29 protein-coding genes and 1 pseudogene are annotated in these 26587 nt (G+C 71.6%); 10 read left to right on the forward strand and 20 right to left on the reverse strand.

The window, feature by feature from the left end; all coding sequences use genetic code 11:
- Nucleotides 1–143 precede the first annotated feature (143 nt).
- On the forward strand, nucleotides 144–818 hold the full coding sequence (locus U5640_RS15340) for an O-methyltransferase (protein ID WP_340385122.1): 675 nt from the start codon (nucleotides 144–146) through the stop codon (nucleotides 816–818).
- Nucleotides 819–959: 141 nt separating this feature from the next.
- Here the strand turns inward: U5640_RS15340 and U5640_RS15345 are convergent, their stop codons facing one another.
- Entirely contained in the window at nucleotides 960–1127 is a 168-nt protein-coding gene (locus tag U5640_RS15345) for a DUF3117 domain-containing protein (RefSeq protein ID WP_003966491.1), read from the reverse strand.
- A 381-nt stretch (nucleotides 1128–1508) separates the two neighbouring features.
- Between U5640_RS15345 and U5640_RS15350 the strand changes: the two genes are divergently transcribed.
- Nucleotides 1509–2300, forward strand: a complete 792-nt coding sequence (locus U5640_RS15350) for an enoyl-CoA hydratase-related protein (RefSeq protein ID WP_340376358.1) — start codon at nucleotides 1509–1511, stop codon at nucleotides 2298–2300.
- Between the two features lie 54 nt (nucleotides 2301–2354).
- On the opposite strand, the gene U5640_RS15355 is transcribed toward U5640_RS15350, so the two are convergent.
- The gene (locus tag U5640_RS15355; protein WP_340376359.1) at nucleotides 2355–2936 is read right to left on the reverse strand and encodes a DNA-3-methyladenine glycosylase I; all 582 of its coding nucleotides are present in this window, start codon (nucleotides 2934–2936) and stop codon (nucleotides 2355–2357) included.
- Nucleotides 2933–3286: a DivIVA domain-containing protein gene (locus tag U5640_RS15360; RefSeq protein WP_340385124.1), complete on the reverse strand. Its 354-nt coding sequence runs from the start codon at nucleotides 3284–3286 to the stop codon at nucleotides 2933–2935. The genes U5640_RS15355 and U5640_RS15360 overlap by 4 nt, the downstream gene beginning before the upstream one ends.
- A gap of 131 nt (nucleotides 3287–3417) precedes the next feature.
- On the opposite strand from U5640_RS15360, the gene folP reads away from it, so the two are divergent.
- Nucleotides 3418–4278 (forward strand): dihydropteroate synthase, encoded by an 861-nt coding sequence (gene folP / locus U5640_RS15365; RefSeq protein WP_340385126.1) that lies wholly within the window; start codon nucleotides 3418–3420, stop codon nucleotides 4276–4278.
- 12 nt (nucleotides 4279–4290) lie between these two features.
- On the opposite strand, the gene U5640_RS15370 is transcribed toward folP, so the two are convergent.
- Nucleotides 4291–5052, reverse strand: coding sequence for a TIGR00730 family Rossman fold protein (locus U5640_RS15370; RefSeq protein ID WP_340376360.1), 762 nt, complete (start codon nucleotides 5050–5052; stop codon nucleotides 4291–4293).
- A 107-nt stretch (nucleotides 5053–5159) separates the two neighbouring features.
- A pseudogene (dapE, locus tag U5640_RS15375) lies at nucleotides 5160–6240 on the reverse strand (succinyl-diaminopimelate desuccinylase).
- Nucleotides 6241–6333: 93 nt separating this feature from the next.
- Here dapE and U5640_RS15380 point away from each other — a divergent pair.
- The gene (locus U5640_RS15380) at nucleotides 6334–7374 is read left to right on the forward strand and encodes a heavy metal transporter (RefSeq protein ID WP_340376361.1); all 1041 of its coding nucleotides are present in this window, start codon (nucleotides 6334–6336) and stop codon (nucleotides 7372–7374) included.
- Between the two features lie 273 nt (nucleotides 7375–7647).
- A complete protein-coding gene (locus U5640_RS15385) occupies nucleotides 7648–8094 on the forward strand; it encodes an ATP-binding protein (RefSeq protein ID WP_340376362.1) in 447 nt (148 codons plus the stop codon).
- A gap of 235 nt (nucleotides 8095–8329) precedes the next feature.
- Here U5640_RS15385 and U5640_RS15390 read toward each other — a convergent pair whose 3' ends face one another.
- Entirely contained in the window at nucleotides 8330–9430 is a 1101-nt protein-coding gene (locus tag U5640_RS15390) for a bifunctional succinyldiaminopimelate transaminase/glutamate-prephenate aminotransferase (RefSeq protein ID WP_340376363.1), read from the reverse strand.
- A gap of 161 nt (nucleotides 9431–9591) precedes the next feature.
- Nucleotides 9592–9912 (reverse strand): ferredoxin, encoded by a 321-nt coding sequence (fdxA, locus tag U5640_RS15395; protein WP_030961637.1) that lies wholly within the window; start codon nucleotides 9910–9912, stop codon nucleotides 9592–9594.
- A gap of 140 nt (nucleotides 9913–10052) precedes the next feature.
- Here fdxA and U5640_RS15400 point away from each other — a divergent pair, with 140 nt between their 5' ends.
- On the forward strand, nucleotides 10053–11084 hold the full coding sequence (locus U5640_RS15400) for a GNAT family N-acetyltransferase (protein ID WP_340385128.1): 1032 nt from the start codon (nucleotides 10053–10055) through the stop codon (nucleotides 11082–11084).
- Nucleotides 11081–11923: a transglutaminase-like domain-containing protein gene (locus U5640_RS15405; RefSeq protein ID WP_340376364.1), complete on the forward strand. Its 843-nt coding sequence runs from the start codon at nucleotides 11081–11083 to the stop codon at nucleotides 11921–11923. The genes U5640_RS15400 and U5640_RS15405 overlap by 4 nt, the downstream gene beginning before the upstream one ends.
- 106 nt (nucleotides 11924–12029) lie before the next feature.
- On the opposite strand, the gene U5640_RS15410 is transcribed toward U5640_RS15405, so the two are convergent.
- From U5640_RS15410 to U5640_RS15460, 11 genes are all read right to left on the reverse strand, one after another.
- On the reverse strand, nucleotides 12030–12647 hold the full coding sequence (locus U5640_RS15410) for a response regulator transcription factor (protein ID WP_340376365.1): 618 nt from the start codon (nucleotides 12645–12647) through the stop codon (nucleotides 12030–12032).
- The gene (locus U5640_RS15415) at nucleotides 12644–13843 is read right to left on the reverse strand and encodes a histidine kinase (protein ID WP_340385130.1); all 1200 of its coding nucleotides are present in this window, start codon (nucleotides 13841–13843) and stop codon (nucleotides 12644–12646) included. The genes U5640_RS15410 and U5640_RS15415 overlap by 4 nt, the downstream gene beginning before the upstream one ends.
- A 5-nt stretch (nucleotides 13844–13848) precedes the next feature.
- Nucleotides 13849–14589 (reverse strand): ABC transporter permease, encoded by a 741-nt coding sequence (locus U5640_RS15420; RefSeq protein WP_340376366.1) that lies wholly within the window; start codon nucleotides 14587–14589, stop codon nucleotides 13849–13851.
- Nucleotides 14586–15521 carry an ABC transporter ATP-binding protein gene (locus U5640_RS15425; RefSeq protein WP_340376367.1) on the reverse strand — a complete coding sequence of 312 codons (936 nt, stop codon included), beginning with the start codon at nucleotides 15519–15521 and terminating at the stop codon, nucleotides 14586–14588. The genes U5640_RS15420 and U5640_RS15425 overlap by 4 nt, the downstream gene beginning before the upstream one ends.
- A 172-nt stretch (nucleotides 15522–15693) precedes the next feature.
- Nucleotides 15694–18138: a hypothetical protein gene (locus U5640_RS15430; protein ID WP_340376368.1), complete on the reverse strand. Its 2445-nt coding sequence runs from the start codon at nucleotides 18136–18138 to the stop codon at nucleotides 15694–15696.
- A 153-nt stretch (nucleotides 18139–18291) separates the two neighbouring features.
- On the reverse strand, nucleotides 18292–18702 hold the full coding sequence (locus U5640_RS15435) for a DUF6113 family protein (RefSeq protein WP_340376369.1): 411 nt from the start codon (nucleotides 18700–18702) through the stop codon (nucleotides 18292–18294).
- Nucleotides 18702–19586 carry an N-acetyl-1-D-myo-inositol-2-amino-2-deoxy-alpha-D-glucopyranoside deacetylase gene (gene mshB, locus U5640_RS15440; RefSeq protein WP_340376370.1) on the reverse strand — a complete coding sequence of 295 codons (885 nt, stop codon included), beginning with the start codon at nucleotides 19584–19586 and terminating at the stop codon, nucleotides 18702–18704. The genes U5640_RS15435 and mshB overlap by 1 nt, the downstream gene beginning before the upstream one ends.
- Nucleotides 19587–19634: 48 nt before the next feature.
- On the reverse strand, nucleotides 19635–19796 hold the full coding sequence (locus U5640_RS15445) for a hypothetical protein (RefSeq protein WP_340376371.1): 162 nt from the start codon (nucleotides 19794–19796) through the stop codon (nucleotides 19635–19637).
- Between the two features lie 837 nt (nucleotides 19797–20633).
- Nucleotides 20634–21002 (reverse strand): hypothetical protein, encoded by a 369-nt coding sequence (locus tag U5640_RS15450; protein ID WP_340376372.1) that lies wholly within the window; start codon nucleotides 21000–21002, stop codon nucleotides 20634–20636.
- Nucleotides 21003–21007: 5 nt separating this feature from the next.
- Nucleotides 21008–21565, reverse strand: coding sequence for a hypothetical protein (locus tag U5640_RS15455; RefSeq protein WP_340376373.1), 558 nt, complete (start codon nucleotides 21563–21565; stop codon nucleotides 21008–21010).
- 173 nt (nucleotides 21566–21738) lie between these two features.
- The gene (locus U5640_RS15460) at nucleotides 21739–21861 is read right to left on the reverse strand and encodes a hypothetical protein (protein WP_340376374.1); all 123 of its coding nucleotides are present in this window, start codon (nucleotides 21859–21861) and stop codon (nucleotides 21739–21741) included.
- Between the two features lie 268 nt (nucleotides 21862–22129).
- Between U5640_RS15460 and U5640_RS15465 the strand changes: the two genes are divergently transcribed.
- Together U5640_RS15465 and U5640_RS15470 are read left to right on the forward strand one after the other, a co-directional pair.
- Complete coding sequence (locus U5640_RS15465) at nucleotides 22130–23002, forward strand: helix-turn-helix transcriptional regulator (RefSeq protein WP_340376375.1); 873 nt, start codon at nucleotides 22130–22132, stop codon at nucleotides 23000–23002.
- On the forward strand, nucleotides 23002–23184 hold the full coding sequence (locus tag U5640_RS15470; protein ID WP_340376376.1) for a DUF397 domain-containing protein: 183 nt from the start codon (nucleotides 23002–23004) through the stop codon (nucleotides 23182–23184). The genes U5640_RS15465 and U5640_RS15470 overlap by 1 nt, the downstream gene beginning before the upstream one ends.
- Nucleotides 23185–23338: 154 nt before the next feature.
- Here the strand turns inward: U5640_RS15470 and U5640_RS15475 are convergent, their stop codons facing one another.
- Together U5640_RS15475 and U5640_RS15480 are read right to left on the reverse strand one after the other, a co-directional pair.
- Entirely contained in the window at nucleotides 23339–23611 is a 273-nt protein-coding gene (locus tag U5640_RS15475; RefSeq protein WP_340385132.1) for a hypothetical protein, read from the reverse strand.
- 374 nt (nucleotides 23612–23985) lie between these two features.
- Nucleotides 23986–24180: a hypothetical protein gene (locus U5640_RS15480; RefSeq protein WP_055635483.1), complete on the reverse strand. Its 195-nt coding sequence runs from the start codon at nucleotides 24178–24180 to the stop codon at nucleotides 23986–23988.
- A 179-nt stretch (nucleotides 24181–24359) separates the two neighbouring features.
- Here U5640_RS15480 and U5640_RS15485 point away from each other — a divergent pair, with 179 nt between their 5' ends.
- On the forward strand, nucleotides 24360–26555 hold the full coding sequence (locus U5640_RS15485) for a prolyl oligopeptidase family serine peptidase (RefSeq protein ID WP_340376377.1): 2196 nt from the start codon (nucleotides 24360–24362) through the stop codon (nucleotides 26553–26555).
- Nucleotides 26556–26587 lie beyond the last annotated feature (32 nt).

Genomic DNA, 26587 nt, shown 5'->3' on the forward strand with positions numbered 1-26587 from the left:
TGATCTGTGCTGACACGGCTCATGCGGCTGCGTCAGCACTTGCTCGACGTCCCGTCCCTCGTCGTGATCCAACTGTGTCCCCCGCTCGTCGTTCCCACCCCTTCAAACGCGCGGTCCCATCTGCGGGTTCCCGGCCCCAACGGATACAGTCACGCCGAGGCAACCAGCGGGGACAGGAGAGGGTCATTACCGGCAACCGGCAGGCAAGCTGGGCGTTCGCCGACGCCTACGCCGCCGAGGACGACGCGCTGCGCTGGGCCCGTGACCGGGCCCGCGAGGCAGGGCTGCGCTCGGTGTCGCCCAGCACCGGCGCCGCGCTGCGGCTGCTCGCCGCCACCGTGGACGCGAAGGCGGTCGCGGAGATCGGTACCGGCACCGGCGTCTCCGGGATCCACCTGCTGTACGGCATGCGCCCCGACGGCGTCCTGACCACGGTCGATCCCGAGCCGGAGCACCAGCAGTTCGCCCGGCAGGCCTTCCGCGCCTGCGGCTTCGCCAGCAACCGGGCCCGGTTCATCCCCGGCCGCGCCCTCGACGTGCTGCCCCGGCTCGCGGACGCCGGCTACGACCTGGTCTTCTGCGACGGCGACCGGCTGGAGTTCCTCGACTATCTCGCTGAATCGTTGCGTCTGCTGCGCCCGGGCGGGCTCGTGGTCTTCGAGGGGGTCTTCGCCAACGGCCGCACCGTCGACTCGGGCCCGCAGCCCACGGAGGTCATAAGGATCCGGGAGCTGCTGCGGGCGGTGCGCGAGAGCCAGGAGGTGGTGCCGTCCCTGCTGCCCGTGGGGGACGGCCTGCTGTGCGCGGTCAAGCGCTGAGCAGGGATGCGGTCAAACGCCGAGCACGGGTGCCGTCAGACGCTGACCACTGGGCCGTACGGGCGAGGCGTCCCGGAACGACAGCGGCCCCGGCACCCAAGGGGATGCCGGGGCGACTGAAAGGGTATGGTCGCTTGCGCGTCAGCCGACGACCTTCTTGAGGGCGTCGCCGAGCGCGTCGGCCTCGTCAGGGGTCAGCTCGACGACGAGCCGACCGCCGCCTTCGAGCGGAACGCGCATGACGATGCCCCGCCCCTCCTTGGTCACCTCGAGCGGGCCATCGCCCGTCCGCGGCTTCATGGCCGCCATGCTCGTTCCCCTTCCTGAAACCAGCTCACGTCAAAAGCCGACGGCCCTGGCAGGGCACGCGCGATCCAGGCTGGGACACGCGACACCGGCATCGAACACATTGCTTCCCGGCCATTATCCCGCATCTCAGGACCCGATGACCAACATCAGTAGGCATCGCTTGAGCAACGCGCGCGAGCAAAACCACCCAATTCGGCGATGTGGCTGCGATACTGCGCCACCGCACGGACACCCGCGGTCCGCGCACCGCGTCGATTTCTTTGACGCAGGTCACACGTCACGTCCGGTCCTCGGACGCCATGCTGTTCCCTGGTGACCGAGCGGACACCCGAACGGACACCCAAGCCGACCCACGAGCCGACACACACAAGGGGATACGCCATGGCCGACACCGTGCTCTACGAGGTGAGCGACGGGCTCGCGACGATCACGCTGAACCGCCCCGAGGCGATGAACGCGCTGAACGTGGCGGCCAAGGTCGCCCTGCGGGAGGCGGCGCGCGCGGCGGCGGACGACACCGGGGTGCGCGCGGTGCTGCTGACCGCCGCCGGGGACCGGGCCTTCTGCGTGGGCCAGGACCTCAAGGAGCACATCGGGCTGCTGGCCGAGGGGTCGGAGCGCGTCATGAGCACGGTCAAGGAGCACTACAACCCGATCGTGCGGGCGCTGACGGAGGCGGCGAAGCCGGTCGTCGCGGCGGTCAACGGCGTCGCGGCGGGCGCCGGGTTCGGGTTCGCGCTGGCCGCGGACTACCGCGTCGTCGCCGACACGGCGTCCTTCAACACCTCGTTCGCGGGGGTCGCGCTGACCGCCGACTCCGGTGTCTCCTGGACGCTGCCCCGGGTGGTTGGGCCGGGGCGGGCCACCGATCTGCTGTTGTTCCCGCGGAACATCCCGGCGCAGGAGGCGTACGAGCTGGGGATCGCGAACCGGGTGGTGCCGGCCGCGGAGCTGCGGGCGGAGGCCGAGAAGCTGGCGCGGAAGCTGGCCTCGGGGCCGACCGTCGCCTACGCGGCGCTCAAGGAGGCCGTCGCGTTCGGGTTCTCGCACTCGCTCTCGGAGACGTTGGAGAAGGAGGACGAGCTGCAGACGCGGGCGGGGGCCTCCGAGGACCACACGATCGCCGTCTCGGCGTTCGTGAAGAAGGAGACGCCCCGCTACTCGGGGCGCTGAGCACGTAAGGCGGCTGCGGGGCGCTGTGACCGGTCGCACGGTTCCCCGCGCCCCTCAAGGCGCGCTTCGGCTCACGCACGTTCCCAAGTGGTCGTTGACCAGGCCGCACGCCTGCATCAACGCGTAGGCCGTCGTCGGTCCCACGAAGCGCAGGCCCTTCTTCTTGAGGGCCTTCGACAGGGCCGTCGACTCGTCGGTGACCGCCGGGACGTCCGCGAGGGTCTCCGGGGCCCTGCCCGTCGTCGGGGCGTGGGACCAGATCAGCTCGTCCAGGTCGCCCGGGGCCCAGTCCAGGAGTACGCGCGCGTTGGCCAGGGTCGCGTCGATCTTGGCGCGGTTGCGGATGATGCCGGCGTCGGCGAGGAGGCGTTCGCGGTCCTCGTCGGTGAAGGCGGCGACCGAGGCGATCTTGAAGTCGGCGAAGGCGGCGCGGAAGCCCTCGCGGCGGCGCAGGATCGTGATCCAGGACAGACCGGACTGGAAGGCCTCCAGACTGAGGCGTTCGAAGAGGGCGTCGTCGCCGTGGACCGGCCTGCCCCACTCCTCGTCGTGGTACGTGATGTAGTCGGGCGTGGAGAGGGCCCAGGGGCAGCGCAGGGCGCCGTCGGGACCGGCGAGGGCGGTGCCGTCGCTCACTGCTCGTCCTGCGGTGCGGGCTTCTCGAAGGAGACGTGGGGCCGCGCCGGGGGCTGGGCGCCCGCGAGGGCGGTCTCCAGGACGGCGATCCGGGCGTCGCGCTCGGCGAGCTCGGCGGCGACCCGGTTCAGGGCGTCGTCGACGTCCTCCATGCGGTAGCCGCGCAGGGCCAGCGGGAAGCGGAGCCGGTCGACGTCGGACCGGTCGAGCGGACGGTCCGGGGGCAGCGGGTCGTGCAGCCGCTCGGGGGCCGCCTCGGGCAGCGGACCGGTGCCCTCGCCGCCGCCCACCACGGCGAGTGTCACCGCGGCGACCACCACGGCGAGCGCGATGACCAGGAACAAGAACATAACCATCGGTGGGTCCCCAGGCTCGGTGTGCTCGGTCTCGGATGTGTGTGGGTCCGATCGTGCCATGCGAGCCCGGCGGTTAGGGTCACAGGCGGCGGATGCGCGGCAGGTACGAGGAGAGGTCACAGGCGATGCTCAGGCTGGGCAGGCGGGAATTCGGGGCCCACGAGCCGGTGATCATGGCGATCGTGAACCGGACTCCCGACTCCTTCTACGACCAGGGGGCCACCTTCCGGGACGAGCCGGCGCTCGCCCGCGTGGAGCAGGCCGTGGCCGAGGGGGCCGCCGTCGTGGACATCGGCGGGGTGAAGGCCGGCCCCGGCGAGGAGGTCACGGCCGAGGAGGAGGCGCGGCGCACGGTCGGGTTCGTGGCGGAGGTGCGGCGGCGCTTCCCCGACGTGATCATCAGCGTGGACACCTGGCGGGCCGAGGTCGGCGAGGCGGTCTGCGAGGCCGGCGCGGATCTGCTGAACGACGCCTGGGGCGGGGTGGATCCGGGGCTCGCGGAGGTCGCCGCGCGGTACGGGGCGGGCCTGGTGTGCACGCACGCGGGCGGCTCGGAGCCCCGGACCCGGCCGCACCGGGTGACGTACGACGACGTCATGGCGGACATCCTGTCGGTGACCCTGGGACTGGCCGAGCGGGCGGCCGGGCTGGGGGTGCCGCGGGAGTCGATCCTGATCGATCCGGGGCACGACTTCGGCAAGAACACCCGGCACAGTCTGGAGGCGACGCGGCGGCTGCCGGAGATGGTGGAGACGGGCTGGCCGGTGCTGGTCTCGCTGTCCAACAAGGACTTCGTCGGGGAGACGCTGGACCGGCCGGTGAAGGAGCGGGTGCTGGGGACCCTGGCGACGACCGCCGTCTCCGCGTGGCTCGGGGCGCAGGTGTACCGGGTGCACGAGGTGGCGGAGACCCGGCAGGTGCTGGACATGGTGGCGTCCATCGCGGGCCACCGCCCCCCGGCGGTGGCCCGACGCGGACTCGCCTGAACGCCTGAGCGGTCAGTCGCGGGCCGCTTCCTTCGACACCAGGGCGACCGCCTCGTCCACGTCGTCCGTGACGTGGAAGAGCAGCAGGTCCTTCTCGGCGGCCTTGCCCTGGGCGACCAGGGTGTTCTTCAGCCAGTCGACGAGTCCGCCCCAGTACGCCGTGCCGAAGAGGACGATCGGGAAGCGGGTGACCTTCTGGGTCTGGACGAGGGTGAGGGCCTCGAACAGCTCGTCCAGGGTGCCGAGTCCGCCGGGCAGGACCACGAAACCCTGCGCGTACTTCACGAACATCATCTTGCGGACGAAGAAGTAGCGGAAGTTGAGGCCGATGTCGACGTAGGGGTTGAGGCCCTGCTCGAAGGGGAGCTCGATGCCGAGCCCGACCGAGGTGCCGCCCGCCTCGCAGGCGCCCTTGTTGGCCGCCTCCATCGCCCCGGGGCCGCCGCCGGTGATCACCGCCCAGCCGGCGTCGACGAGAGCGTGGCCGAGGCGGACGCCCGCCTCGTACTCCGGGGAGTCGGCGGGCGTCCGGGCGGAGCCGAACACACTGATCGCGGGGGGCAGTTCGGCCAGGGTACCGAAGCCCTCGATGAACTCCGACTGGATGCGCAGGACACGCCAGGGGTCCGTGTGGACCCAGTCCGAGGGGCCTCCCGCATCGAGCAGACGCTGGTCGGTGGTGCTCGCCGTGACCTGACCCCGCCGTCGGAGGACCGGTCCCAGCCGCTGCTCGTCCGGCGGCTGCTTCTTCCCCTCGGGGTTTCCGGTAGCCATGTGCGCTCCCTCCGCTTGCAGGTCTTTCCGTGCCAGCGTAGATCCACCCGGGTTACGGAGGGGGGACGTCGGCGTGTCCGGCACAAAGCGGCCGGGGTGCCCGGGGGTCAGGCGCCGAGCCAGGACCGCAGCCGCTCCTCCCCCGCGAGGACCTTCGCCACCTCGACGCGTTCGTCGCGCTTGTGGGCCAGGTGCGGGTTGCCGGGGCCGTAGTTGACCGCGGGGACGCCGAGCGACGAGAAGCGGCTGACGTCGGTCCAGCCGTACTTGGGCATCGGGGTGCCGCCCACGGCCTCGATGAAGGCGGCCGCCGCGGGGTGGGAGAGGCCGGGCAGGGCGCCGGGGCTGTGGTCGTCGACGACGAACTCCGTGACACCGCAGTCGGCGAACACGTCCCTGACGTGCGCGATCGCCTCCTCCCCGGTGCGGTCGGGCGCGTAACGGAAGTTGACGGTGACCACGCACTCGTCGGGGATGACGTTGCCGGCGACCCCGCCCTGGATGCCGACCGCGTTCAGGCCCTCGCGGTACTCCAGGCCGTCGATGACCGGCCACCGCGGCCGGTACTCCGCGAGGCGGGCCAGGATCGGGGCGGCGGCGTGGATCGCGTTGGAGCCCATCCAGCCGCGCGCCGAGTGGGCGCGCTCGCCGGAGGTCTTCAGCAGCATCCGCAGGGTGCCCTGGCAGCCGCCCTCGAACCTGGCCGTCCGACGGCTCCAGCAGGACCGCGAAGTCGCCGGCGAGCCACTCCGGGTGGGCCTCGGCGACATGCTTGAGGCCGTTGAGGTCGGCGGCGACCTCCTCGTTGTCGTAGAAGACGAAGGTCAGGTCGCGGTTGGGGGCCGGGACGGTGGCCGCGATCCGCAGCTGGACGGCGACGCCCGCCTTCATGTCGCAGGTGCCGCAGCCCCACAGGACCCCGTCCTCGTCGAGGCGCGAGGGGACGTTGCCGGCGATCGGCACGGTGTCGATGTGGCCGGCGAGGATCACCCGCTCGGGACGGCCCAGGCGGGTCCGGGCGATCACGTTGTTGCCGAAGCGGTCCACCGTGAGGTGCGGCAGCGCGCGCAGGGCGGTCTCGATCGCGTCCGCGAGGGGCTTCTCGGTGCCGCTCTCGGAGGGGAAGTCGACGAGCTGCGCGGTGAGGGCGGCGGCGTCCAGCGTGAGATCAAGGGGGGTGTCGGCCATGGCGTCGACCCTAACGCGCCACATCCGCATACCGCTCTTCACCGGCTGCGCACCAGTCTCCTCCGTTTCCGTACTCTCCAGTACCTTGTACGCGTGCCAGAGCAGTCCCCTTCCCCCAAGCGTCGCGGCCGCCGCCTCCTGAGGATCGGCGCGTCCTGCGTGGTCCTGTCAGCCGTCGCGGGCTATGTCGTGGTCCAGTACGTCACCGGCGGGGCCGACGATCCCGGGTGCAGAGTCGTTTCCGGTACGGGGGACAAGGCGCGGTACGAGTTCACGCCCGAGCAGGCGGTGAACGCGGCGACGATCGCCGCCGTCGGCACCAACCGGGAGATGCCCGAGCGGGCCGTGGCCATCGCGCTGGCGACCGCGATCCAGGAGTCGGGGCTGCGCAACCTCGCCCACGGCGACCGGGACTCGCTCGGCCTGTTCCAGCAGCGGCCCTCACAGGGCTGGGGCACCGAGAAGCAGGTCACGGATCCGGCGTACGCGGCGAGCATCTTCTACGAGCACCTCGCCAAGGTGCCCGACTACACCGAACTCCCGCTCACCGTCGCCGCGCAGAAGGTGCAGCGCAGCGGCTACCCGGAGGCGTACGCCAAGCACGAGGCGGACGCCGTGATGCTGGCCGCCGCGCTCACCGGGACCTCGGCGGCCACGCTGACCTGCGACGGACGCCTGGACTCCGGTACGGCGACCGCGGCGAGCACGGTGGCCGCGACCGGCCCGGACGCGGTGCGCGCGGCGCTCTCCCGGGACTTCGGGCGGGACGCGCTGGAGGAAGCGAAGGCGGAGGAGGAGGGGGACGGCAAGGGGAACGGGGACGGCAAGGCGTCCGCCGCGGCCGACGCCGGCGTGCCCGCCGCCGAGACCGACGGGCGGACCGTGACCCTGCCCGTGTCCCGGGAGACGTCCGCCGGGCGCGCCGTCCGTGAGCGGGGCTGGCAGCTGGCGCACTGGGCCGTCGCCAACGCCTCGGCGCTGCACATCCGGCAGGTGTCGTACGCGGGCCGGGAGTGGACCGCCGGGAACACCGACAGCCAGTGGCGGCCGACGGGCTCGGGCAGCACGGAGGCGGCCGGGGCGACGGGGTCGGGCGGCGGCACGGGCAGCGTGCGGATCGTGACCGGTCAGTAGTACGGGTCTTCACCCGGCCGGGTGGGGTGCGGGGCCGCGGGCCGGCCCGGCACCCGGGGGCGCGCGGGCGGTCCCCCGGAAGGTGGCGGAACCCTTGCGGGCGCCGGGCTCCGGCCGTTTTGCGGACTGTCACATCGGGTGGTTATCGTCCGCCTTTGTCCACGGCCCGATAATGCGACGCATTGCCAACTCTTTGCATCGGGCGTCCGCAACCTTCGGCGGCTTCGAGCGGTAGTCACAGCGTTCTCTGTTCTCTCCCGTCGAAGGAGCACCATGTCCCTCCCCCTGACCCGCAGGATCGCCCGTGCCGCGCTGCTCGTCGCTGCGGGAGCGGCCGCCGGGGTCGGTGCGGCCGGCTCCGCGAGCGCTGCCCCCTCCGCCCTGCCCGCCACCCCGGACCTCGGCGGGCTGACCGCCCTGGACGGGGCGTCCGTCGGCAAGACGCTCGACGGGGCCACCCGCAGTGCGACCGGGGTCGCGGGTGAAGCCGGCGGCAAGGCCGTGGAGAAGGCCGTGCCCGGCGCGGGCAAGGCCGGCGGCAAGGCCGTGAAGAAGACGACGCCGGCGGTGCAGAAGGTGGCCGGTGAGGCCGCCGGGTCCGCCGGGGGCGTCCTCGGGGACACCGCCAAGTCCGCCACGAAGGGCGGCCTGCCGACGGACGCGCTCACCAAGGGCGGTCTGCCGGGCGGCGGCACGGCGAAGGGCCTGCCGCTCGGCTGACGCCGGGTCCGCGCCGGTGGGTGTGGCGGGGTCCGGGGGTCTCCCCCGGACCCCGTCCCGTTTCCCCGTGCTAGGGGGTGTTGCGAAAGTCCTGTGCGGTGCCCGTGGTGTCCGGTGCGTGCTCTCGGCGTGCCGGACGAAAGCCCTCGTACTGGACGTACTTGGGGTTTCGGCCGGTGCGGCGAGAGGGCGTGCCGGGCGCCGTGGGTGCTGTGCGGGACTTTCGCAACACCCCCTAGCCCGCCGCCAGGCGGGACACGGCGGTGGCGATCCGTTCGTCCGTCGCCGTCAGGGCCACGCGGACGAAGGTGGCGCCCGCCTCGCCGTAGAAGTCGCCGGGGGCCACCAGGATGCCCCGGTCGGCGAGGTGGGCGACCGTGTCCCAGCAGGACTCGTGGCGGGTGGCCCAGAGGTAGAGGCTGGCCTCGCTGTGCTCGATGCGGAAGCCGTGGGCCACCAGGGCCTCCCGCAGCAGGGTGCGGCGGGCCGCGTACCGGGCGCGCTGCTCGTGGACGTGCGTGTCGTCGCCGAGGGCCGCCACGACCGCCGCCTGGGTCGGCGCCGAGGTCATCATGCCGCCGTGCTTGCGGATCTCCAGCAGCGGGGCGAGCACCGCGGGGTCACCGGCCAGGAAGGCGGCGCGGTAGCCCGCGAGGTTCGAGCGCTTGGAGAGCGAGTGGACCGCGACGATGCCGTCGTACGAGCCGCCGTTCACGTCCGGGTGCAGCACCGAGACGGGGTCGGCCTCCCAGCCCAGTTCGAGGTAGCACTCGTCGGAGAAGACCAGGACGCCGTGCTCACGGGCCCAGGCGACGATCCGGGTCAGCTCCTGCCGGGTGAGGACCTTGCCGGTGGGGTTCGACGGGGAGTTCAGCCACAGCAGCTTCAGGCCCTCGGGGTCGAGCCGGGTCGGGTCGTCGTAGACCTCGTACTCCGCCCGGGCGAGCCGGGCACCGACCTCGTACGTCGGGTAGGCCAGGCGCGGGTACGCGACCCGGTCGCCGGGGCCGAGGCCGAGCTGGGTCGGCAGCCAGGCGACGAGTTCCTTGGAGCCGACGATCGGCAGGACGTGCCGGTGGGTGACCTCACGGGCGCCCAGCCGGCGCTCCACCCAGCCGGTGAGCGCGTCCCGCAGCGCCGGGGTGCCCCAGACGGTCGGGTAGCCCGGGGAGTCCGCCGCGTCGATCAGGGCCTTCTGGATCAGGTCGGGGACCGGGTCGACCGGCGTGCCGACGGAGAGGTCGACGATCCCGTCCGGGTGCGAGGCGGCCGTCTTCTTGTACGGCTCCAGTTTGTCCCAGGGGAACGTGGGCAGGCGGTCGGAGACTGCGGACACGGGTTCTGGCTCACTTTCTCGTGCGGACCCTGTCGTACCTGTCGTACCTGTCGTCCGAACGCTGTCGTACGGACGGCGAACGCCCCGGTCCCGTACGGCCGGCAGAGCTGATCAGGCCGTACGGGACCGAGGCGGCACGTAGGTGCGGGCCGCTGTCGCGGTTACTCGGCCTGCGGCGGCAGCGCGGCGATGAAGGGGTGGTCGCGCTCGATCAGACCCAGCTTGCTGGCGCCGCCGGGCGAGCCGAGCTCGTCGAAGAACTCGACGTTCGCCTTGTAGTAGTCCTTCCACTCCTCCGGAGTGTCGTCCTCGTAGAAGATCGCCTCGACCGGGCAGACCGGCTCACAGGCACCACAGTCGACGCATTCGTCCGGGTGGATGTACAAGGACCGGGAGCCCTCGTAGATGCAGTCGACCGGGCACTCCTCGATGCACGCCTTGTCCTTCACGTCGACACAAGGCTGCGCGATGACGTAGGTCACGCTGTCGTTCCTCCTCGATAGGGCGCTGGCGGGCCTCCTCGGGCCCTGCCGCCTGGCGCGCGGGAGCGCGGCGTCGTCGATGCCCGCCCCTAGTATCTCCGTTCTTGGGCATGATCCGAACAGGAGGGGTGAACCGACCAGTGGAAATCTCGGCCTACGGACGCCTCGAGGTCCGTATCACCGTTGCTGACGTGGGCAAACGCGTCTCGGTACGGCGGTTGAGCGGCCCAGGGGTCACGGAGGGGAAATTCACCGACACGGTGGGTGTTCTCACATCATGGGACGCGGGTGTGCTCGTGATCACACGGAAGAGCGGGGAGGTCGTCCGGGTTGACGAGTCCTCCTTGGTCGCCGGGAAGGTCGTCCCCGCCGCCCCGGCCCGCCGCCGCGGTCCCGCCGCCACCTACGAGGAACTCGCCCGCGCCGCCTCGCGGGCCTGGCGGCCCGTGGAGAGCGAGCGCCTCGGCGGGTGGGAGCTGAGGGCCGCCGCCGGGTTCACCCGCCGCGCCAATTCCGTGCTGCCGCTCGGCGACCCCGGTCTGCCGCTCGACGCGGCCCTGGACGCCGTACGACGCTGGTACGGCGCGCGCGGTCTGCCCGCCTACGTACAGACGGCGACGGGCGCCGAGGGGACCCAGGAGCTGCTCTGCGCCGAACTGGAGGAGCGCGGGTGGGTGCGCGAGGTGACCGCCCACCTGTGGACCGGGGCGCTGGCGCCGGTCGCCGACCGGGCGGACGCTGAGGGTGTGGTGCTGGGCAGGGAGGCCGACGAGGCGTGGCTGGCCCGGTATCAGCGCAAGGGGGTGAGCGAGGTGGCTCTGAGCGTGCTCGGACGGGGATCGCCCCGCTCGAGCGAAGCCGAGAGTGGGGGAGGGCCGTCGGTGTGGTTCGCGTCGGTACCCGGACCGGGCGGCGGTGCGCCCGCCGCGATCGGGCGGTGTGTCGTGGACGGGCGGTGGGCCGGGTTCGGCGCCGTCGAGGTCGATCCGGCACAGCGCCGCACGGGCCTCGCCACGCGCGTGATGGCCGCGCTGGCCCGGCGGGCGCTGGACGAGGGCGCCTCGGCCGCCTGGCTCCAGGTGGAGGAGGAGAACGCGGCGGCGCGGGCGCTGTACGCGGGGATGGGGTTCTCGGCGCACCACGCCTACCACCACTACCGGGAGCCGTCGTGAGCGCGTACGACCCCGCCGAGGTGCGGCGGCTGTTCGCCGAGGAGGCGCGGGCCGAGCGGCCCGACCTGGCGGCGCTGTGTCTGCTGATCGGGGCGGCGGCCGACCCGGAGCTGGGCGAGGCCGGGGTGGACGCCGCGCAGATGGAACTCGACCGGCTGGCCGGGGAGGTGCCCTTCCGGCCGGGCGGGGTGCGGGCGTGGGCGCTGGCGCTGGAGGAGCTGCTGGGCGGGCGGTACGGGTTCCGGGGCTCCGGCGCGGACTATCAGCGTCTGGAGTCCTCGCTGCTGCACCAGGTGCTGCTGCGGCGGCGCGGGCTGCCGATCCTGCTGTCGGTGGTGTGGGTGGAGGTCGCGCGGCGGGCCGGGGCGCCGGTGTACGGGGTCGCGCTGCCGGGGCACTTCGTGGTGGGGTTCGGGCCGCCGGAGGATCTCGAACGGCAGGTGCTGGTCGATCCGTTCGACGGGGGCCGGGTGCTGTCGGGCGGCGACGCGGAGCTGCTGGTGGCCGGGGCGGGTGCGACACGGCTGGAGCCGTCGATGCTGGTGCCGGCGGAACCGTTGTCGGTGGTGATGCGGATCCTGAACAACATCCGGTCGTGGGCGGCGGCCCGGCCGGAGCGGTCGGACGTGGGCCTGTGGGCGGTGGAGCTGTCGCTGCTGGTGCCCTCCCATCCGGCTCGGTTGCGGTACGAGAAGGGGGCGTTGCTGGTGCAGCGGGGGGATTTCCTGGGCGGGGCCGCGGAGTTGGAGGAGTACGCGTCGCTGGTGGAGGTCGTGGACGAGCCCGCGGCGGCGAAGGTGCGGCGCGAGGCGCACGCGGCGCGCTCCATGTTGAACTGACGGTCGTGGGGCGGGTGCGGGTGCGTTGTGGCTTGTCGCGCCCACGCGGCGGAGCCGCACGCCGCTACGGCCCCGAGCCCCTGGAGACCTCTGCTCGCCCCTCGTCTCAGAGCCAGCCCTTCTCCCTCGCTATCCGTACCGCCTCCGCCCTGTTCCTCGCGGCCAGTTTCTGGATCGCCGTCGAGAGGTAGTTGCGGACCGTCCCCTGCGAGAGGTGGAGTTCCGCCGCCAGTTCGGCGTTGGTGGAGCCGTCGGCCGCCGCGCGCAGGATCTCGCGTTCGCGGTCCGTCAGGGGGTTGGCGCCCTCCGCGAGGGCCGCTGCCGCAAGGGTGGGGTCGATGACCCGCTCCCCCGCCAGTACCTTGCGGACCGCCTGGGCGAGTTGGGCGGCCGGGGCGTCCTTCACCAGGAAGGCGTCGGCGCCCGCCTCCATGGCGCTGCGGAGGTAGCCGGGGCGGCCGAAGGTCGTGAGGACGACCAGTTTCAGGTGCGGGAACTCCTGGTGGAGCTGGGCCGCCGCCTCGATGCCGGTGCAGCCGGGCATCTCGATGTCGAGGAGGGCCACGTCGACGTCGTGGGCGCGGGCGGCGGCGAGGACCTCGTCGCCGCGAGCCGCCTGGGCGACCACCTCGATGTCGTCCTCCAGGCCGAGGAGGGCCGCCAGTGCCTCGCGGACCATCGACTGGTCCTCCGCCAGCAGGACCTTGATCGTGCCGTCACTCATGGGCGGGATACTACGTCCGCGGCGGTGCCCGCCGGGACGCGGGCGGTCACCCGGAAGCCGTGTTTGACGCGGCCCGCCTCCAGCGTGCCGCCGGCCTTCTCCAGGCGCTCGGTGAGCCCGGTGAGGCCGTTGCCGGGGCCCTTGCCGGAGCCGCCCGAGCCGTTGTCCTCGACGCAGAGTTCGAGGCGGGGGCCGTCGAGGGTCTGGCGCCGGTGGACCTCCACCGAGCAGCGGGTGGCGCCGCTGTGCCGTACGACGTTGGTGACGGCCTCGCGCAGGGCCCAGGCGAGGGCGGACTCGCTCTCCTCGGGGACGCCGTCGAGGTCGGGTTCGGCCGGGGTCACGGCGGTGATGCCCGCCGCCGTCAACGCGACCTGGACACCGGCGAGTTCGGGGGCCAGCCGGGGGCGCCGGTAGCCGGTGACGGCCTCCCGGACGTCGACCAGGGCCTGGCGGCTGACCTGTTCGATGTCGGCGACCTGCCGGGCGGCCTTCTCGGGGTGGTCGGGGAGCATCCGGCCGGCCAGCTCGCTCTTGAGGGTGATCAGGGAGAGGGAGTGGCCGAGGAGGTCGTGCAGGTCGCGGGCCAGCCGCAACCGCTCCTCGTTGGCGGCGAGCTGGGCGACGGTGGCGCGGGCCTTGCGCAACTCGACGGTGGTCCGCACCAGTTGGCTGACGCCGGTCATCGCGAAGCCGATGAGCAGGACCAGGACGAGGAGGTTGGCGGCCTCCTCGACGTCCGTGCGCAGGCCGACCAGCATCAGGACCGCCCCGGTGCCGGGAATCGCCCAGAACGCCATCCGCAGCGGCAGGGCGATGCCGCCGGCGACGGAGACGTAGCAGAACAGGCCCAGCCAGGCGGAGCCGAGCGTGAGGGACAGCACCACGGCGAGCACCGCCATCGCGGCGATGAGGCCGTGGACCACCTTCGACGGGTAGGGCGTCGCCCCCATGTCACGGAAGAGGAGCGAGAGGTAGACGGCGACGAACACCGCCAGGCCCGTCCAGCCGGCGGCCGTGCCGGCGGTGGTGTGCCGGCCGGAGACCAGGTCGTGGACCGGTGAGCTCAGGAACACCAGCCAGACGCCGATCCACAGCGCCTTGCGCCGCCACAGCTCACGTCGGGTACGGGCCGCCTGGCCCAGCAGGATCGACGGCCCCTGGCGGGCTTCCTCCGACAGCGGGTCGTCCGTCATGGCACTCACGCCTTCAGCGTGTCCTTCCGGTACAGCCAGGCCGCGCCGCCCGTGAACAGGGCGAAGAAGACGGCCAGGATGGCGATGTCCTTGGCGTGCGGGGCCCGGCTCTGTTCGATCGCCTGCCCCAGGGCAGCGTACGCGCGGGTGGGCACCCACCTGGCTATGTCCTGCAGCCACTGCGGGAAGGTCGTCGTCGGCATCCACAGACCGCCGAGGATCGACAGCCCGAAGTAGGTGATCATCGTGATGGGCCGGACCGCGTCCCCGCTCGCGAGGTAGCCGATCGCGACGCCCAGGGCGGCGAAGACGAGGCTGCCGGCCCAGATCGCGCCCGTGAGCGCCGGCCACTGCCAGGCCTCCAGCCGTACGCCCTTCACGGCGGCGGCGACGGCGAAGACCACGACGATCGACGGGAGGCTGACGACGGCCGCGCTCGCGGTCTTCGCCAGGACGTATCCGCGGCCCGGCAGCGTGGTCAGCCGCAGCTGGCGCACCCAGCCGCTCTCGCGCTCCTTGGCGATGCGCTCGCTGTTGCCCATCAGGACGGCCGTGAGGGCGCCGAAGGAGGCCATCGAGACCATCATGTACGTCGGGAGGGTCAGGCCGGTGCCGTCGACCTCGGCGGTGGCGTCGGCGCTGCCCGCGATCAGCAGGAACAGCACCGACGGGTAGACCACCGAGAAGAACAGGAACTTGCGGTTGCGCAGGGCGCGCGCGAGCTCCAGCTTGATCAGGCTGTTCACTTGGTCCTCGCCTCCTCGGCGGCGGTGATGGCGACGAAGGCCTGCTCCAGACCGAGCCCGGCGACTTCGAGGTTGCGGGGGTGGAGGCCGAGGCCGTACAGCGCGTGGACGGTGGCGTCGGCGTCGGAGGACTGGATGCGGACCGTCTGGCCGGAGACGTCGAACGTGGTGAGGAACGGCAGGGCGCGCAGGGCGGCCTCGTCGATGTCGCCCTCCAGGTCGAAGGAGACCCGGCGGGCTCCCGCCTTGGCCTTGATCTCGGCGGCGGTGCCGTCGGCCAGCAGCCGGCCCCGGTGCAGGACGAGGACCCGGTCGGCGATGGCGTCGGCCTCTTCCAGGTAGTGCGTGGCGAACAGGACGGTCCGCCCCTGGTCGGCCTGCTCGCGCATGGTGGCCCAGAAGCCCTGACGGGTGGTGACGTCCATGCCGGTGGTGGGCTCGTCCAGGACGATCAGATCGCTGTCGCCGGCCGTGGCGAGGGCGAAGCGGACGCGCTGGGCCTGGCCGCCGGAGAGCTTGTCGACCTTGCGGGAGGCGATCTGGCCGATGCCCGCGCGGGCGAGCACGTCGGAGACCTTGTAGGGCCTGGGGTGCAGGGCGCAGGCGAGGCTGACGAGTTCACCGACGGTGACCTCGTCCATCAGGCCGCCGCTCTGCAGCATGGCCCCGACCCGTCCGGCGACGATCGCCTCGCGCGGGCTGGTGCCGAAGACGCTGACCCGGCCGCCGTCGGCCTGCTTGAGGCCGAGGAGCAGGTCGAGGGTGGTGGACTTGCCGGCCCCGTTGGGCCCGAGGAGCGCCACGGTCTCCCCCGGGTGCAGCTCCAGGGTCAGCCCGTCCACGGCGCGCACCTCGCCGTAGGTCTTGCTCACGCGGTCGAAGCCGACCACGGGTGCTGTCCTCGCCCCGGGGGCTGCTGTCTTCGTCGTCATACCCCGATCGTCGCCCGGCGGCCCCGGTCGGGGGCAGTGTCGGGCGTCCTCGGTGCCGCATGACAGATGTCATGAGCCGGGGCGTGCGCGGGCGCGTGGGGGTGCCCCCTCCGAGCCGTGGAGGCCCGTCCCTGCCCAGGGACGGGCCTCCTCCGCCTTCACGGACAGACGGTCAGTTCGGGCTGGTGTCGATGACTCCGACGCGCTCCGCCGCCGTCTTGCCCCGCAGGGCCTTGCGCAGAGCGGAGACGACATCCTGCGGCAGGACGTCCCGCTTGCCGCTCGCGCCGTCGATCTTCACCCCGTCGAACGTGCCGCCGTACGCCTTCTCGAGCGCCTGCAGGTTGTACGTCTCCACCAGCTTCCCGTCGATGGCCTTGACCCCGAGGATCTTCGGCAGCGACAGCGGACCGAACCGGATGCTGTGGAGCGAGTCGGTCTGCACGGTGACGAGGCCGGACATCGCCGGTTCGGCGAACTCCTTCATCATGCGGTCGACCTCGGCGTCGCTGACCGTCGGCTGCTTGGTCGTGGTCGGGACGGTCACCGGGGCGGTGGAGCCGGTCTCCACCTGGCTGCGGTACGCGGCGACGACGGCTTCCTCCGCCTTCGCCGCGTCGATGCCCTTGCCCGCCTCGCCGTAGACGGCGACGGCCTTGCCCGACTCGAACTTGATCGTGCCGTCGGTGGACGACCCCGCGCCGCCCGCCGCGCTCTGCAGCGCCGCCTGGAGCTTCTCCTCGTCGACGGGCATCTCGGGCTCGATCACCCGGTGCTGCCCGAACAGCGAGCCGATCACGGAGACCGGGTTGTAGTCGCTCTTCGCCGCGTCGTCGAGGGTGGCCTGGATGTCGAACTGGAGGCCCGCCTGGTCCGGCTTGAGGGAGACGGTGTCGCCGCCGACGGACAGCTTCAGCGGCTGCGCGGCCCGCTTGTCGAAGGCGTCGTCGAGCTTCTTGACGGCCTCGTCGCGGGTGCTGCCGCCGATGTCGACGCCGAGCACGGTGGTGCCCTTGGGCACGTCGGAGTGGTTCATCAGCAGTCCGGCGCCGTAGACGCCGACGCCGCCGAGGACCAGGACACCGACGAGCAGGACCAGCTTGCTGCGGCCCTTCTTCTTGGCCTTCTTGGAGCCGGACGCGTTCTGCGCGGCCCCGGCGGCTGCGGGCTTGGGCGCGTTCTTCGCCCCGGGCCCGCCGCTCTGCGTACCGCCGGGAGTGCCCTGGTCGGTGGAGGGCACGACCGGGATGCCGCTGGTGACGGTGTGCCCGGAGACGTTGTCGGCGGGACGGCCGTAGCCGCCCGCGCCCGGCCCGGGGGCCTGGATCTGCGGGGTGAGGACCGCGGTGTCGTCGCTCAGACCGCCGCCGGGGAGCCGGGCCGTGCCGGGGCCGGGTCCGGCGCCGGGAGCGGCGGTACGAGGACTGCCGGGACCGCCGTAGCCGTTGGGGGCACCGGGGATGCCGGGGGCGCCGACGGCCGGGCCGGCCGCGCCCTGGGTCACCGGGGGCACCATCGGGCCGTCGCCGGTGACCGGGCCGCCGGTCGGGCCGGTGGGACCCTGCGGGCCGCCGCGGCCGTGCGGGCCGGAGGGGCCGTCGGGGCCGTTGAAGTCGTGCCGGCTGCCGGGACCGGGGGCGCCGCCCTGACCGTTCGTCCCGGGGAAGCCCGGCTGGTCGCCCCGGCCGTTGCCGGAGAAGTACGGCAGCTCGTCGCGGCGCGCCTCGGTACCGCCGCCGCTCTGACCGGCCGGTGCCTGGCTCTGTCCCTGACCCGCGCCCTGTCCCTGACCCGCGCCCTGTCCCTGTCCCGGGCGCGCGGTGCCGAGCGGACCCGCGGACAACGCCTCGGTGACGTCGAAGGAACCGGTGCCGCCACCGTGCCCGGGAGCCACCGGACCGCCGGTGGCACCGGGGAGCCCGGCGCCGTTGGTGCCGCCCGGCCGGGAGCCGATCGGCGCGCTCATGGAGCCGACCACGCCACCGGGCCGCCCGCCGGCCGGCCGCCCGGCACCGGGGCGCGCGCCACCGGCCGGAGCACCCGGCGTGGCGGCACCCGGCACACCCGAACCGCCGGAAGCGCCCGTACCTGCGGTGGAACCGCCCGGAATGCCCGCTCCGTTGGTCGCGCCGCCGCCCTGACCGCCCTTGGCGGGCGCGGACTTGCGCGGGGCGAACCAGTCGCTCGCCTTCTCCTCCGCGCCGGCCGGGGGTTCGGCGGGCGCCGCGAAGCTGCCCGTGTCACCCCCGGAGAAACCGGAAGGTCCGACAGAAGCGGCGGAGCCGGCGGAACCGGAGGAGTTGCCGGAATCGGCACCGGCCGCAGGCCCCGACGGCGCGCCGGTGTCGGCGTTGGCGTTGGCGTCGTCGGCCTCGGACTCGGCGACGGGCTTGCGCACGACGACCGGCGGAATGGGCCGGGAACCGGGGATGTTGATCCGGATCCGGGTCGTCAGCGTGGTCTCGGTCTTGCGTTCCTCCGGCCGGGCGGCCGAACGGCCCGCTTCCGCACCGGCGTCGGACACCACGGGGATGCCGTACGGCGGCGTACCCGAGGGGTACGCGGCCCCGCCGCGCCCGTTGGGCCCGGAGGACGGACTGTCAGTTTCACGACTCAAGGCAGGTTCTCCAGGTTGGCTCCGCCGCTCGCCACGACCTCACGGGCACCTCGGCGGCGCGCACCACCATACTGGCCGCTTCTGGCGCGTATCCCACGACCGCCGTTGAAACCCCCACGGGACTCGCACGGCCGCGCCCTGCGAAGTGGTACGTCACTTGCCAAGTCGGACGTCGGGCCGGTCCGGTTGCCGCCCCAGCCCAAGGGTGGCGCAGATCACAGCCAGCGCCATACCGCCGAGCAGGAAGAGGTACGAGCCGCCTCCCGCGCCGAACAGGAAGTCCCCTTCGGGACGGCCCGCGGTGCACACGATGACGGCGATCATCCAGCCGGCGGCCGGCGCGACCGCCCCGGCACGGCTGTTCGCGGCCCGGGCGCCGCCGACGAAGAGCCCGGCCGCACCGGCGAGCGCGAGGACCAGTCCGCCGGGGAACCAGCCGGACTGCACGAGCGCACCGGCCAGGCCGGTCACCGCGCCGAGGACGAAGAGCCCGAGGTAGGCGGCGATCCGTCCGGCGGGGGGCCGCCGGAGGGGCTGGGCGAGCATCGAACCGGGACCGGACATCAGGCGTCCGCCTCCGTCCCGACCTCGACTCCGGCGAACAGGTCCGTCTCCCTGTTCGCCACCCGCTCCCCGGCCTCGCCGCGCACCAACTCGTAGTACTCGGTGGTGAAGAGGGGCTGGGCCAGCTCGTTGGAGAGGGCGAAGCAGCGCTCACCCGGGGCGACCTCGATCTGGGTGGCGTGCGCGCGCATCGCCGCGGCTTTCGCACTCGCATACGCCGCGCCGTCGACGGCGGTGGTGATCCGCTCGTCGTCGACGACACCGGGGACGTCGGCGACGGCGGCGCTCCTGTCGAAGGGCAGCGTCGGCAGCTCCTCCCGGAGCCGCCCGAAAGCGGCCTCGGCGACGGAGCGCGGCACGCGGTTGTAATAGACCTTGGGGACGGCCCAGCCGCTCTCGGCGGCGAAGTCGACGGCCCGCAGGGCGACGCGGTGCGCCTGGACGTGGTCGGGGTGGCCGTAGCCGCCGTTGTCGTCATAGGTGACGACGACATGGGGGCGCACCTCGAGGATCACCTCGGCGAGCGCGGCGGCGGCCTCGTCGACGTTCGCCTGCCAGAAACAGGCCGGGTCGTCGTTGTCGGCGATCCCCATCATCCCCGAGTCGCCGTACCGCCCCACGCCTCCGAGCAGCCGGAAGTCCCCGACACCGAGCGCGGCCATCGCGTCGGTCAGCTCGCGCAGCCGGTACTCACCGAGGGCGGCACCGCTCAGATGCCGCAGCTCAGGCGGGATGACCTCGCCGCGCTCACCGAGCGTGCAGGTCACGAGCGTCACCCCGGCGCCCTCGGCCGCGTACCGGGCCATGGTCGCGCCGTTGTTGATCGACTCGTCGTCCGGATGCGCGTGCACCAGAAGCAGACGCCGAGCGGGCAGTTCCGTCATGGGGCCAGCCTACGAGGCGACCGCCGCCTGGCGGTCATCCGCCTGGACTCAGGCACCGTTTTCCGGCTCGGTGACGATGTCCTCGGCGGCCTCCATGGTGACTGCGCGGGTGAGCCAGGTGCGCAGAAGGTCCGGGTCGTCGCAGGCGGTGATGCGCTCGCGGATCTCGTCGGTGACACCGAGGCCCCGCGCTTCCAGGACGAGCAGCACGTCCTCGGCACGCCCCTGCGCGCGGCCCTCGTCACGGATCTCTTCGGAGATGAATCCCCTCGACGCCCGCCTCCTTTGCGTGAGTGATGACGGACAGCGCGGCCAGCGCCGGGTCGGCCCGAGCCTCATCCGGGTCGGTGATCACCGGCAGCAGAGGCGGGATCTTCCAGGTCGGGGCATTCCTGAAGGATGCGGTGCATCGCCTCGTGGGACGACTTCACCATGCGGTTCCTCAGCTGGTGCGGGTCTTCAGAGAGCCGTCGCCTGCGCCGGCAGTCGCGTCAATGACGGCCCGGCTCGGGCAAGCGGAAGCCTCGGTCACAGCCGTCGCGGTTGCGCAACGCGTACTGGACGGACGGCGGAGCGACAGGGACGCGGAACGGGGGCGGGGGTGGCGGTAGTGCCGTGGGGCGGTGGGGGCCAGGAGCACGGCCGGGCGCCGAAGGGCTTGCGGCGGGAGGGCTGCGGTGAGGGCCGCTCGTACGGCCGTGGCGCTGACGTCCCGCTCCAGCCAGGCGGCGGCGCCGGAGGCTACCGAGGTCCGCGAGGAGGTCGGTGGCCGTCTGAAGCCGCGCAGCCCAGGCGCGTGAAGGGCTGCGGACACTGGGCAGAGGCTTGTGGGTAGCGCGTTTCGTCAGCCTGGGCACATGCTCGGCGACCGCCCTGTCGATACGACGGTGATGGCCCGGATGGCCGCAGCACACCGCACGGGTGACGATGCAGCCGTCCGGGCTAGACCAATCTCGCCACGGGAGCACGAGTTGCCGGGCTCCGGTGAGGGACGAGGACCCCGCCCTCCAGCGCGGGTGTCCGCCAGGGACCGCCAGTCACCGGCCCTTATGAACCGTAGTCAGGATCTTCCCAGACGCGAGTGGGCCGACCCTCTTCATCCCACTCATATTCCGCGAGGGGGGTCTTGCCGTCTTCGCTGTGAATCATCTGCTTGGCCAGAACGCCGTTGGGGTGCCAGCGCTTGAATTCCCCGGACACGAAGCCCATACGCATGAGGCCCTCGGCGCGAAGCGTCCCATCCTTGTACCACTCGCGGTAGGGGCCGTCCTTGAAACCATCCGTATATGCCACCAGACTCACAAGGTGCCCGGCGAGATGTTCCACAGCCTCTCCGGTATAGGGCTCTCCAGAGTAGAGCAACCGGTGATCGAATCCGATGTCGACCTCGTCGTCGTCAATGTCAATACGTCGCATATCCATTACCACGGCAATTTGTTCTCGGCACTGGGCGGGAAGGCGGTGAAACGTCCGAAAGAGCTGGGCACCTCATGCAACATCGTGGCGCAGTTGGCGCAGAACGGCGCTGCTTTCGGGGGCACTGGGACCTCCAGATCAAAATCCTTCTTGAAAGGGAACCAGACAGAGGCGCGGAGTTCCTTCAGGGCACTGGCGTCATCCGGCAAGCCCAACTTGTGGCGCTCCCACAGTAGCTGGTTCGCGGCCTTGACCTCTGCATGCTCCAGGATTTGTGCAGGATGTGGAGGGTCGGACTTGAGTACATGGTAACGCTCGGCGAGCAACGGATGGAGATCCTCCATCCTGATCAGTGCATCCCCGGGCCCGTTGATGCCTTCATACACAAATCCAGTGCGAGTATCGATCACCGAGCCAACACAAGCACCCGTCTGTCCCTTGGAGAAAGTTCCTTCATTCTTCGCATGGATGTACAGGTCCACCCGGTCCCTGGAAAGCTTCTGGATAAATTCCTCGACTGGCCGACCGTCGACGCGCGTGATGAGACCATCCGTGATTTCCACGCGCGACGGGTCCAGTTGCCCCAGGAACTTGTCCCCAGCCCCAGCACCGGGCAGCGTCCCCTGATGTACCAATGCTTCGGTCGGATCGTATCCGTCCGGATACCCCGGTCCGTCCGCCGCGTCCGTATGCGCGGTGACGGGATCGTGGTGAGGAGTTCCGCCGCCATCGTGACCTACTGGGGCATCACTGTCAGGAGTTCCAGGCTCATGATCGACGTCATGGCCACCCTGGTGTTCAGATGCTCCGTGACCGGAGTCCAGTGGTCCGTGGCCAGGGCCGTGAGAACCCGTCGCACCTTCGGAGTGTCCGTTTGGCGCCTCATGGCTGCCGGACGACATACGGCTTTCGGCCAGGCCGTGCCTAGCGGGGTTGAGCAAGAACCTTCACCCCTGCCTGCTTCGCGGATCACCTCACATGGAGTCGCGACGCTCACCTAACGTCAACCGTGACGACGTGATCACGGATGGTGACTACTCGTGTTTCATTCAGCGCTGTCCGGGCCGATCGGCGTGGTGTGGACAGGTAGGGCGTCGTTGCCAGGACGTACGACGGGAGTGTGCGGCATGACTCGGGTGGAAGCGGTGCGACTCAAGAACGAGGCGGACGAGCCGGGTTGGGAGGTTGATCCGGACGACGAGTGGGGCCTCGCGATCGTCGCCACGATCGGACGGCAGCTAAAGCTGCGGCGGGAGTCCGTGGGTATGCGGGCGGGCAGGTTCGGTGAAGCCGTCGGGTACGGCGAGGACATGATCTACAAGCTGGAGAGCGGGAAACGGATCCCTCGTCCGGAGTTCCTGGACAGGGCGGACGAGGTGCTGGGCGCTGGTGGGTTGCTCTCGGCGATGAAGGAGGACGTGGAGAAGGTCCGGTATCCGAAGAAGGTTCGAGATCTGGCGGAGATGGAGGCGAAGGCCGTCGAGCTGCTCTCGTACGGCAACCACAACCTGCACGGACTCCTACAGACGAAGGAGTACGCATGGGCGTTGATGGGGACTCGGCGGCCCGTGCCCCCGGAGGCAGATCTGGAGCAGGCAGTAGCGGCACGCATGGCCCGAAAGGCGATCTTCGATCGTTCACCCGCTCCCGAACTCAGCTTCGTCCTGGAAGAGACGACTCTGAGACGTCCGGTCGGAGGCAAGATGGTGTGGCGCACGCAGCTCGAACACCTCCTGGATGTGGGGCAACTGCGAAACGTCGAGATTCAGGTGATGCCGACGGACCGCTGGGACCACCCTGGGACGGGAGGGCGTATCCAGGTGCTGAAGTTCGAGGACGGCACGGCGGTCGGGCGCATGGACGACGAGTTCAACGGCCGCCCCGTTCACGACCCGAGGCAGCTCAGGATCCTTGAGCTGCGCTATGGCATCATCCGGGCCGAGGCTCTGACCGCACGGGAGTCATTGGCCTTCGTCGAGACACTGGTGGGAGAAACCTGATGCAGGACCTGGTGTGGTTCAAGAGCAGCTACAGCGACAGCAGCAACCCGAGCGACTGCGTCGAGATCGCCACCACCCCGGACACCATCCACGTCCGCGACTCCAAGCACACCGCCGGCCCCCGCCTCCAGCTCTCGCCAGAGGCCTGGGCCGACTTCGTGCCGTACGCGTCCGAGGACTGACCCGCCCACCGCATGGACACAGTGGGCGCCGCCGTAGGTGCGTAGCCGCATGGGGTTCGGATCTTCGTCGAGGCGCCCGTCCGGTCCAGACCGCACGCGGCAAGATCGGTCGGCGCGGACGCGATGACGGCGACCGCCTCCCGGTCCGCGGCTTTCATACCGCCGACCACCCACTTGGCATCCGGGTCGTACGGGTGACTGCGGCCTCCTCGGATGCCATGTCGAGAATGCGGGTGACCGTGGCCGGGGCCTGCTGGAAGGCATCCTCTGAAGCGCTGGGGTCAGCGAGGGTCCGCTCGGCCTCGCGCATCCTGCGAGCCTGCTCAGGGTGGCGCTCGACGGCCACGAGCGTCGCCCACTTCTCCAAGAACAGTCGCATCGGGGTGACGGAGGAGAGCTGGATGGCCTGATCGAAGGCTTCGCCCAGGTCACGATCGAACTCGGCCCGGCCTGTTCGACCAAGACCTCGGCCTCGGGAACGCCGACCTCGCCGCCCAGGAGCGGGCGAGGGCCGTGAACTCGTTCAGCGCGGCCTGGAGGTCGCGGACGATCTCCTCGGCGATCACCGTCGGCGGGAGGCCGCTACGGCGAGCCATGGAGGGCGAAGAGGGGCTGATAGCCGTAGAGACGCCCGAAGTTGGGCGAGGCATGAACGCCTCGCCGGCTTCCGCAGGCGATCGTCAGCGTCGTGTCCCTTCACGCGCCCCCGCTTACGGACCCTGATGCGGGGAAGGCGCGCTTCATGGCAGCGAACGACGAGCTCCGGTCAATCGCTCACCGGAGCCCCCGCGACGGCACGCGTCAGAACTTGATGCTGCCGATCATGCTCGCCACGCTCGTCGTCAGATCGTTGATCGTCCCCGCCATCGTCGAGGAGGCGAGGTAGAAGCCGAGCAGCATGCAGACGACCGCATGACCGCCCTTCAGTCCTGACTTCTTGATCAACAAGAAGACGATGATCGCCAGCAGCACCACCGCCGAAATCGAGAGTGCCACGGCGGCTCACCTCCAAGAACCCGGGAACGTGGGGGCAGAACAGAACGAGGGAACTTGTAAATCCATACAACTGCCAGCAGGTTCATACCCACAGTGCGCTAGTGATCATAACTACGAGTACGTGCGCATCTCGCGGCGCACAGCCGCACAAGGGGGCGCATGGCCAATATGGTCGTGGGATGACGACCGAGTCCGACTCCTTCCCCCGCCGGCACGCGCGCACCCAGCGTTTCACCCTCGGCGCGCCGCGTTCGTTCACGGTGGCCCCCGACGGCTCCCGGGTCGTGTTCCTGCGCTCCGGCTCCGGTACCGATCGCGCGGGGGCCCTGTGGGTACTCGATCCCGCGGACGGCGCGGAGCGGCCGGCCGCCGATCCCCGGGGGCTGCTCGGGGGCGCCGCGGAGGACCTCTCCGCCGAGGAACGGGCACGCCGGGAGCGCAGCCGTGAGGGCGGTGCCGGGATCGTCGGCTACGCCACCGACGAGGCCGTGGAACTGGCCGCATTCTCGTTGTCCGGGCGGCTTTTCACGGCCGAGCTGAGGGCCGGGACGGCGCGCGAGATCCGGGTGCCGGGGCCGGTGGTCGATCCCCGTCCGTCCCCCGACGGGCGGCTCGTCGCGTATGTCGCGGGGGGTACGCTGCGGGTGGTGAGCGCCGAGGGCGAGGACGACCGGGCGGTCGCGGAGCCCGAATCCGGCACGGTTTCCTATGGATTGGCCGAGTTCGTCGCGGCGGAGGAAATGGCGCGTTCCCGGGGCTTCTGGTGGGCTCCGGAGTCGGACCGGCTGCTGGTGGCGCGGGTGGACGACACGCCGGTGGAGCGATGGTGGATCTCGGACCCCGCACAGCCGAAACGTGACCCACAACACGTGCCGTATCCAGCTGCTGGGACGGCCAACGCGGAGGTCCGGCTGTTCGTGTTCGGCCTGGACGGGGTGCGGACCGAGGTCGTCTGGGACCGGGCGAGGTACCCCTATCTGGCACGAGTGCACTGGTCAGGGGCGGGTGCGCCGCTGCTTCTCGTCCAGGCGCGCGATCAGCGCAGCCAGCTGTACCTGGCGGTGGACACGGAGTCCGGGGCCACGCGGATGGTGCACGCCGACGAAGATCCGATTTGGCTGGATCTTTTCCCTGGGGTGCCGTGCTGGAGCCCTTCGGGGCGGTTGGTCCGGATCGCCGACGAGGGCGGTGCCCGGGTCCTCGCGGTCGGCGAACGTCCGCTGACCGGAGCCCAGTTGCACGTACGGGCGGTGCTGGACGTCACGGACGACGAGGTGCTGATCTCGGCGTCGGCCGGCGCGGAGGCGGAGGGCCCGGAGACCGGCGAGGTGCACGTCTACCGGGTCAGCGAACTCGGGGTGGAGCGCATCTCGCAGGAGCCCGGCGTGCACTCCGCCGTGCGCGCCGGGGGCGTGACCGTGCTGGTGTCCGCGGCGCTCGACCGGCCCGGGAGCGTGGCGCGGATCCTGCGGGACGGCGACCGAAGGGAGATGGGGGTCCCCCCGGCCGGAGGCTGGGGGAGGACGGCGACCGTCCGGTCGTATGCCGAAGATCCCGGTCTGTCCCCGCGCGTGATCCTCACCGAAGGGGGCGCACGAAGGATCCCGTGCGCCGTGCTTATGCCTACGGACTACCCCGGTGACACCTCGCAACCCTCCGCACCCCTGCTGCCCGTCCTCCTCGACCCCTACGGCGGCCCCCACGGCCCCCGGGTCCTCGCCGCCCACAACGCGCATCTGACCTCGCAGTGGTTCGCCGACCAGGGCTTCGCGGTGGTCGTCGCCGACGGCCGGGGCACCCCGGGCCGCTCCCCCGCCTGGGAGAAGGCGGTGCACCACGACTTCACCGTCAGCCTCGACGACCAGATCGAGGCGCTCCAGGACCTGGCCCGGTCCCACCCCCTGGACCTGACCCGGGTGGCGATCCGCGGCTGGTCCTACGGCGGCTGGCTGGCCGCTCTCGCGGTGCTGCGCCGCCCGGACGTCTTCCACGCGGGCATCGCCGGCGCCCCGGTCACCGACTGGCGGCTGTACGACACCCACTACACCGAGCGCTACCTCGGCGACCCGGCCGCGAACGCCGAGGCGTACGCGCGGAGTTCGCTCGTCACCGACGACGGGCTGTCCGCGCCCGCCGAGCCGCACCGGCCGCTGATGATCGTGCACGGCCTCGCCGACGACAACGTGGTCGTCGCGCACTCCCTGCGGCTGTCCTCGGCACTGCTCGCGGCGGGGCGGCCGCACGAGGTGCTGCCGCTGTCCGGCGTCACGCACATGACCCCGCAGGAGCAGGTCGCGGAGAACCTGCTGCTGCTCCAGGTGGACTTCCTGAAGCGCTCGCTGGGGCTCGCGTCCCACCCGAAGGAGACGCCCTAGGCAAGGCAACGGGCCGGGATGACATGGCGCAT

The organism is Streptomyces sp. SS7 (genome assembly GCF_037993025.1).
Taxonomy (GTDB): Bacteria; Actinomycetota; Actinomycetes; order Streptomycetales; family Streptomycetaceae; genus Streptomyces.

What these genes read in the sequence shown, in the direction of transcription:
- U5640_RS15450 (WP_340376372.1), bottom strand. Translation starts at nt 21,002, where the DNA reads ATGCGACGTATTGACATTGACGACGACGAGGTCGACATCGGATTCGAT.
- folP (WP_340385126.1), top strand. Translation starts at nt 3,418, where the DNA reads ATGCTCAGGCTGGGCAGGCGGGAATTCGGGGCCCACGAGCCGGTGATC.
- U5640_RS15345 (WP_003966491.1), bottom strand. Translation starts at nt 1,127, where the DNA reads ATGGCGGCCATGAAGCCGCGGACGGGCGATGGCCCGCTCGAGGTGACC.
- U5640_RS15415 (WP_340385130.1), bottom strand. Translation starts at nt 13,843, where the DNA reads ATGACGGACGACCCGCTGTCGGAGGAAGCCCGCCAGGGGCCGTCGATC.
- U5640_RS15370 (WP_340376360.1), bottom strand. Translation starts at nt 5,052, where the DNA reads ATGGCTACCGGAAACCCCGAGGGGAAGAAGCAGCCGCCGGACGAGCAG.
- U5640_RS15410 (WP_340376365.1), bottom strand. Translation starts at nt 12,647, where the DNA reads ATGAGTGACGGCACGATCAAGGTCCTGCTGGCGGAGGACCAGTCGATG.
- U5640_RS15350 (WP_340376358.1), top strand. Translation starts at nt 1,509, where the DNA reads ATGGCCGACACCGTGCTCTACGAGGTGAGCGACGGGCTCGCGACGATC.
- U5640_RS15425 (WP_340376367.1), bottom strand. Translation starts at nt 15,521, where the DNA reads ATGACGACGAAGACAGCAGCCCCCGGGGCGAGGACAGCACCCGTGGTC.
- mshB (WP_340376370.1), bottom strand. Translation starts at nt 19,586, where the DNA reads ATGACGGAACTGCCCGCTCGGCGTCTGCTTCTGGTGCACGCGCATCCG.
- U5640_RS15360 (WP_340385124.1), bottom strand. Translation starts at nt 3,286, where the DNA reads ATGTTCTTGTTCCTGGTCATCGCGCTCGCCGTGGTGGTCGCCGCGGTG.
- U5640_RS15385 (WP_340376362.1), top strand. Translation starts at nt 7,648, where the DNA reads ATGTCCCTCCCCCTGACCCGCAGGATCGCCCGTGCCGCGCTGCTCGTC.
- U5640_RS15485 (WP_340376377.1), top strand. Translation starts at nt 24,360, where the DNA reads ATGACGACCGAGTCCGACTCCTTCCCCCGCCGGCACGCGCGCACCCAG.
- U5640_RS15465 (WP_340376375.1), top strand. Translation starts at nt 22,130, where the DNA reads ATGACTCGGGTGGAAGCGGTGCGACTCAAGAACGAGGCGGACGAGCCG.
- U5640_RS15470 (WP_340376376.1), top strand. Translation starts at nt 23,002, where the DNA reads ATGCAGGACCTGGTGTGGTTCAAGAGCAGCTACAGCGACAGCAGCAAC.
- U5640_RS15435 (WP_340376369.1), bottom strand. Translation starts at nt 18,702, where the DNA reads ATGTCCGGTCCCGGTTCGATGCTCGCCCAGCCCCTCCGGCGGCCCCCC.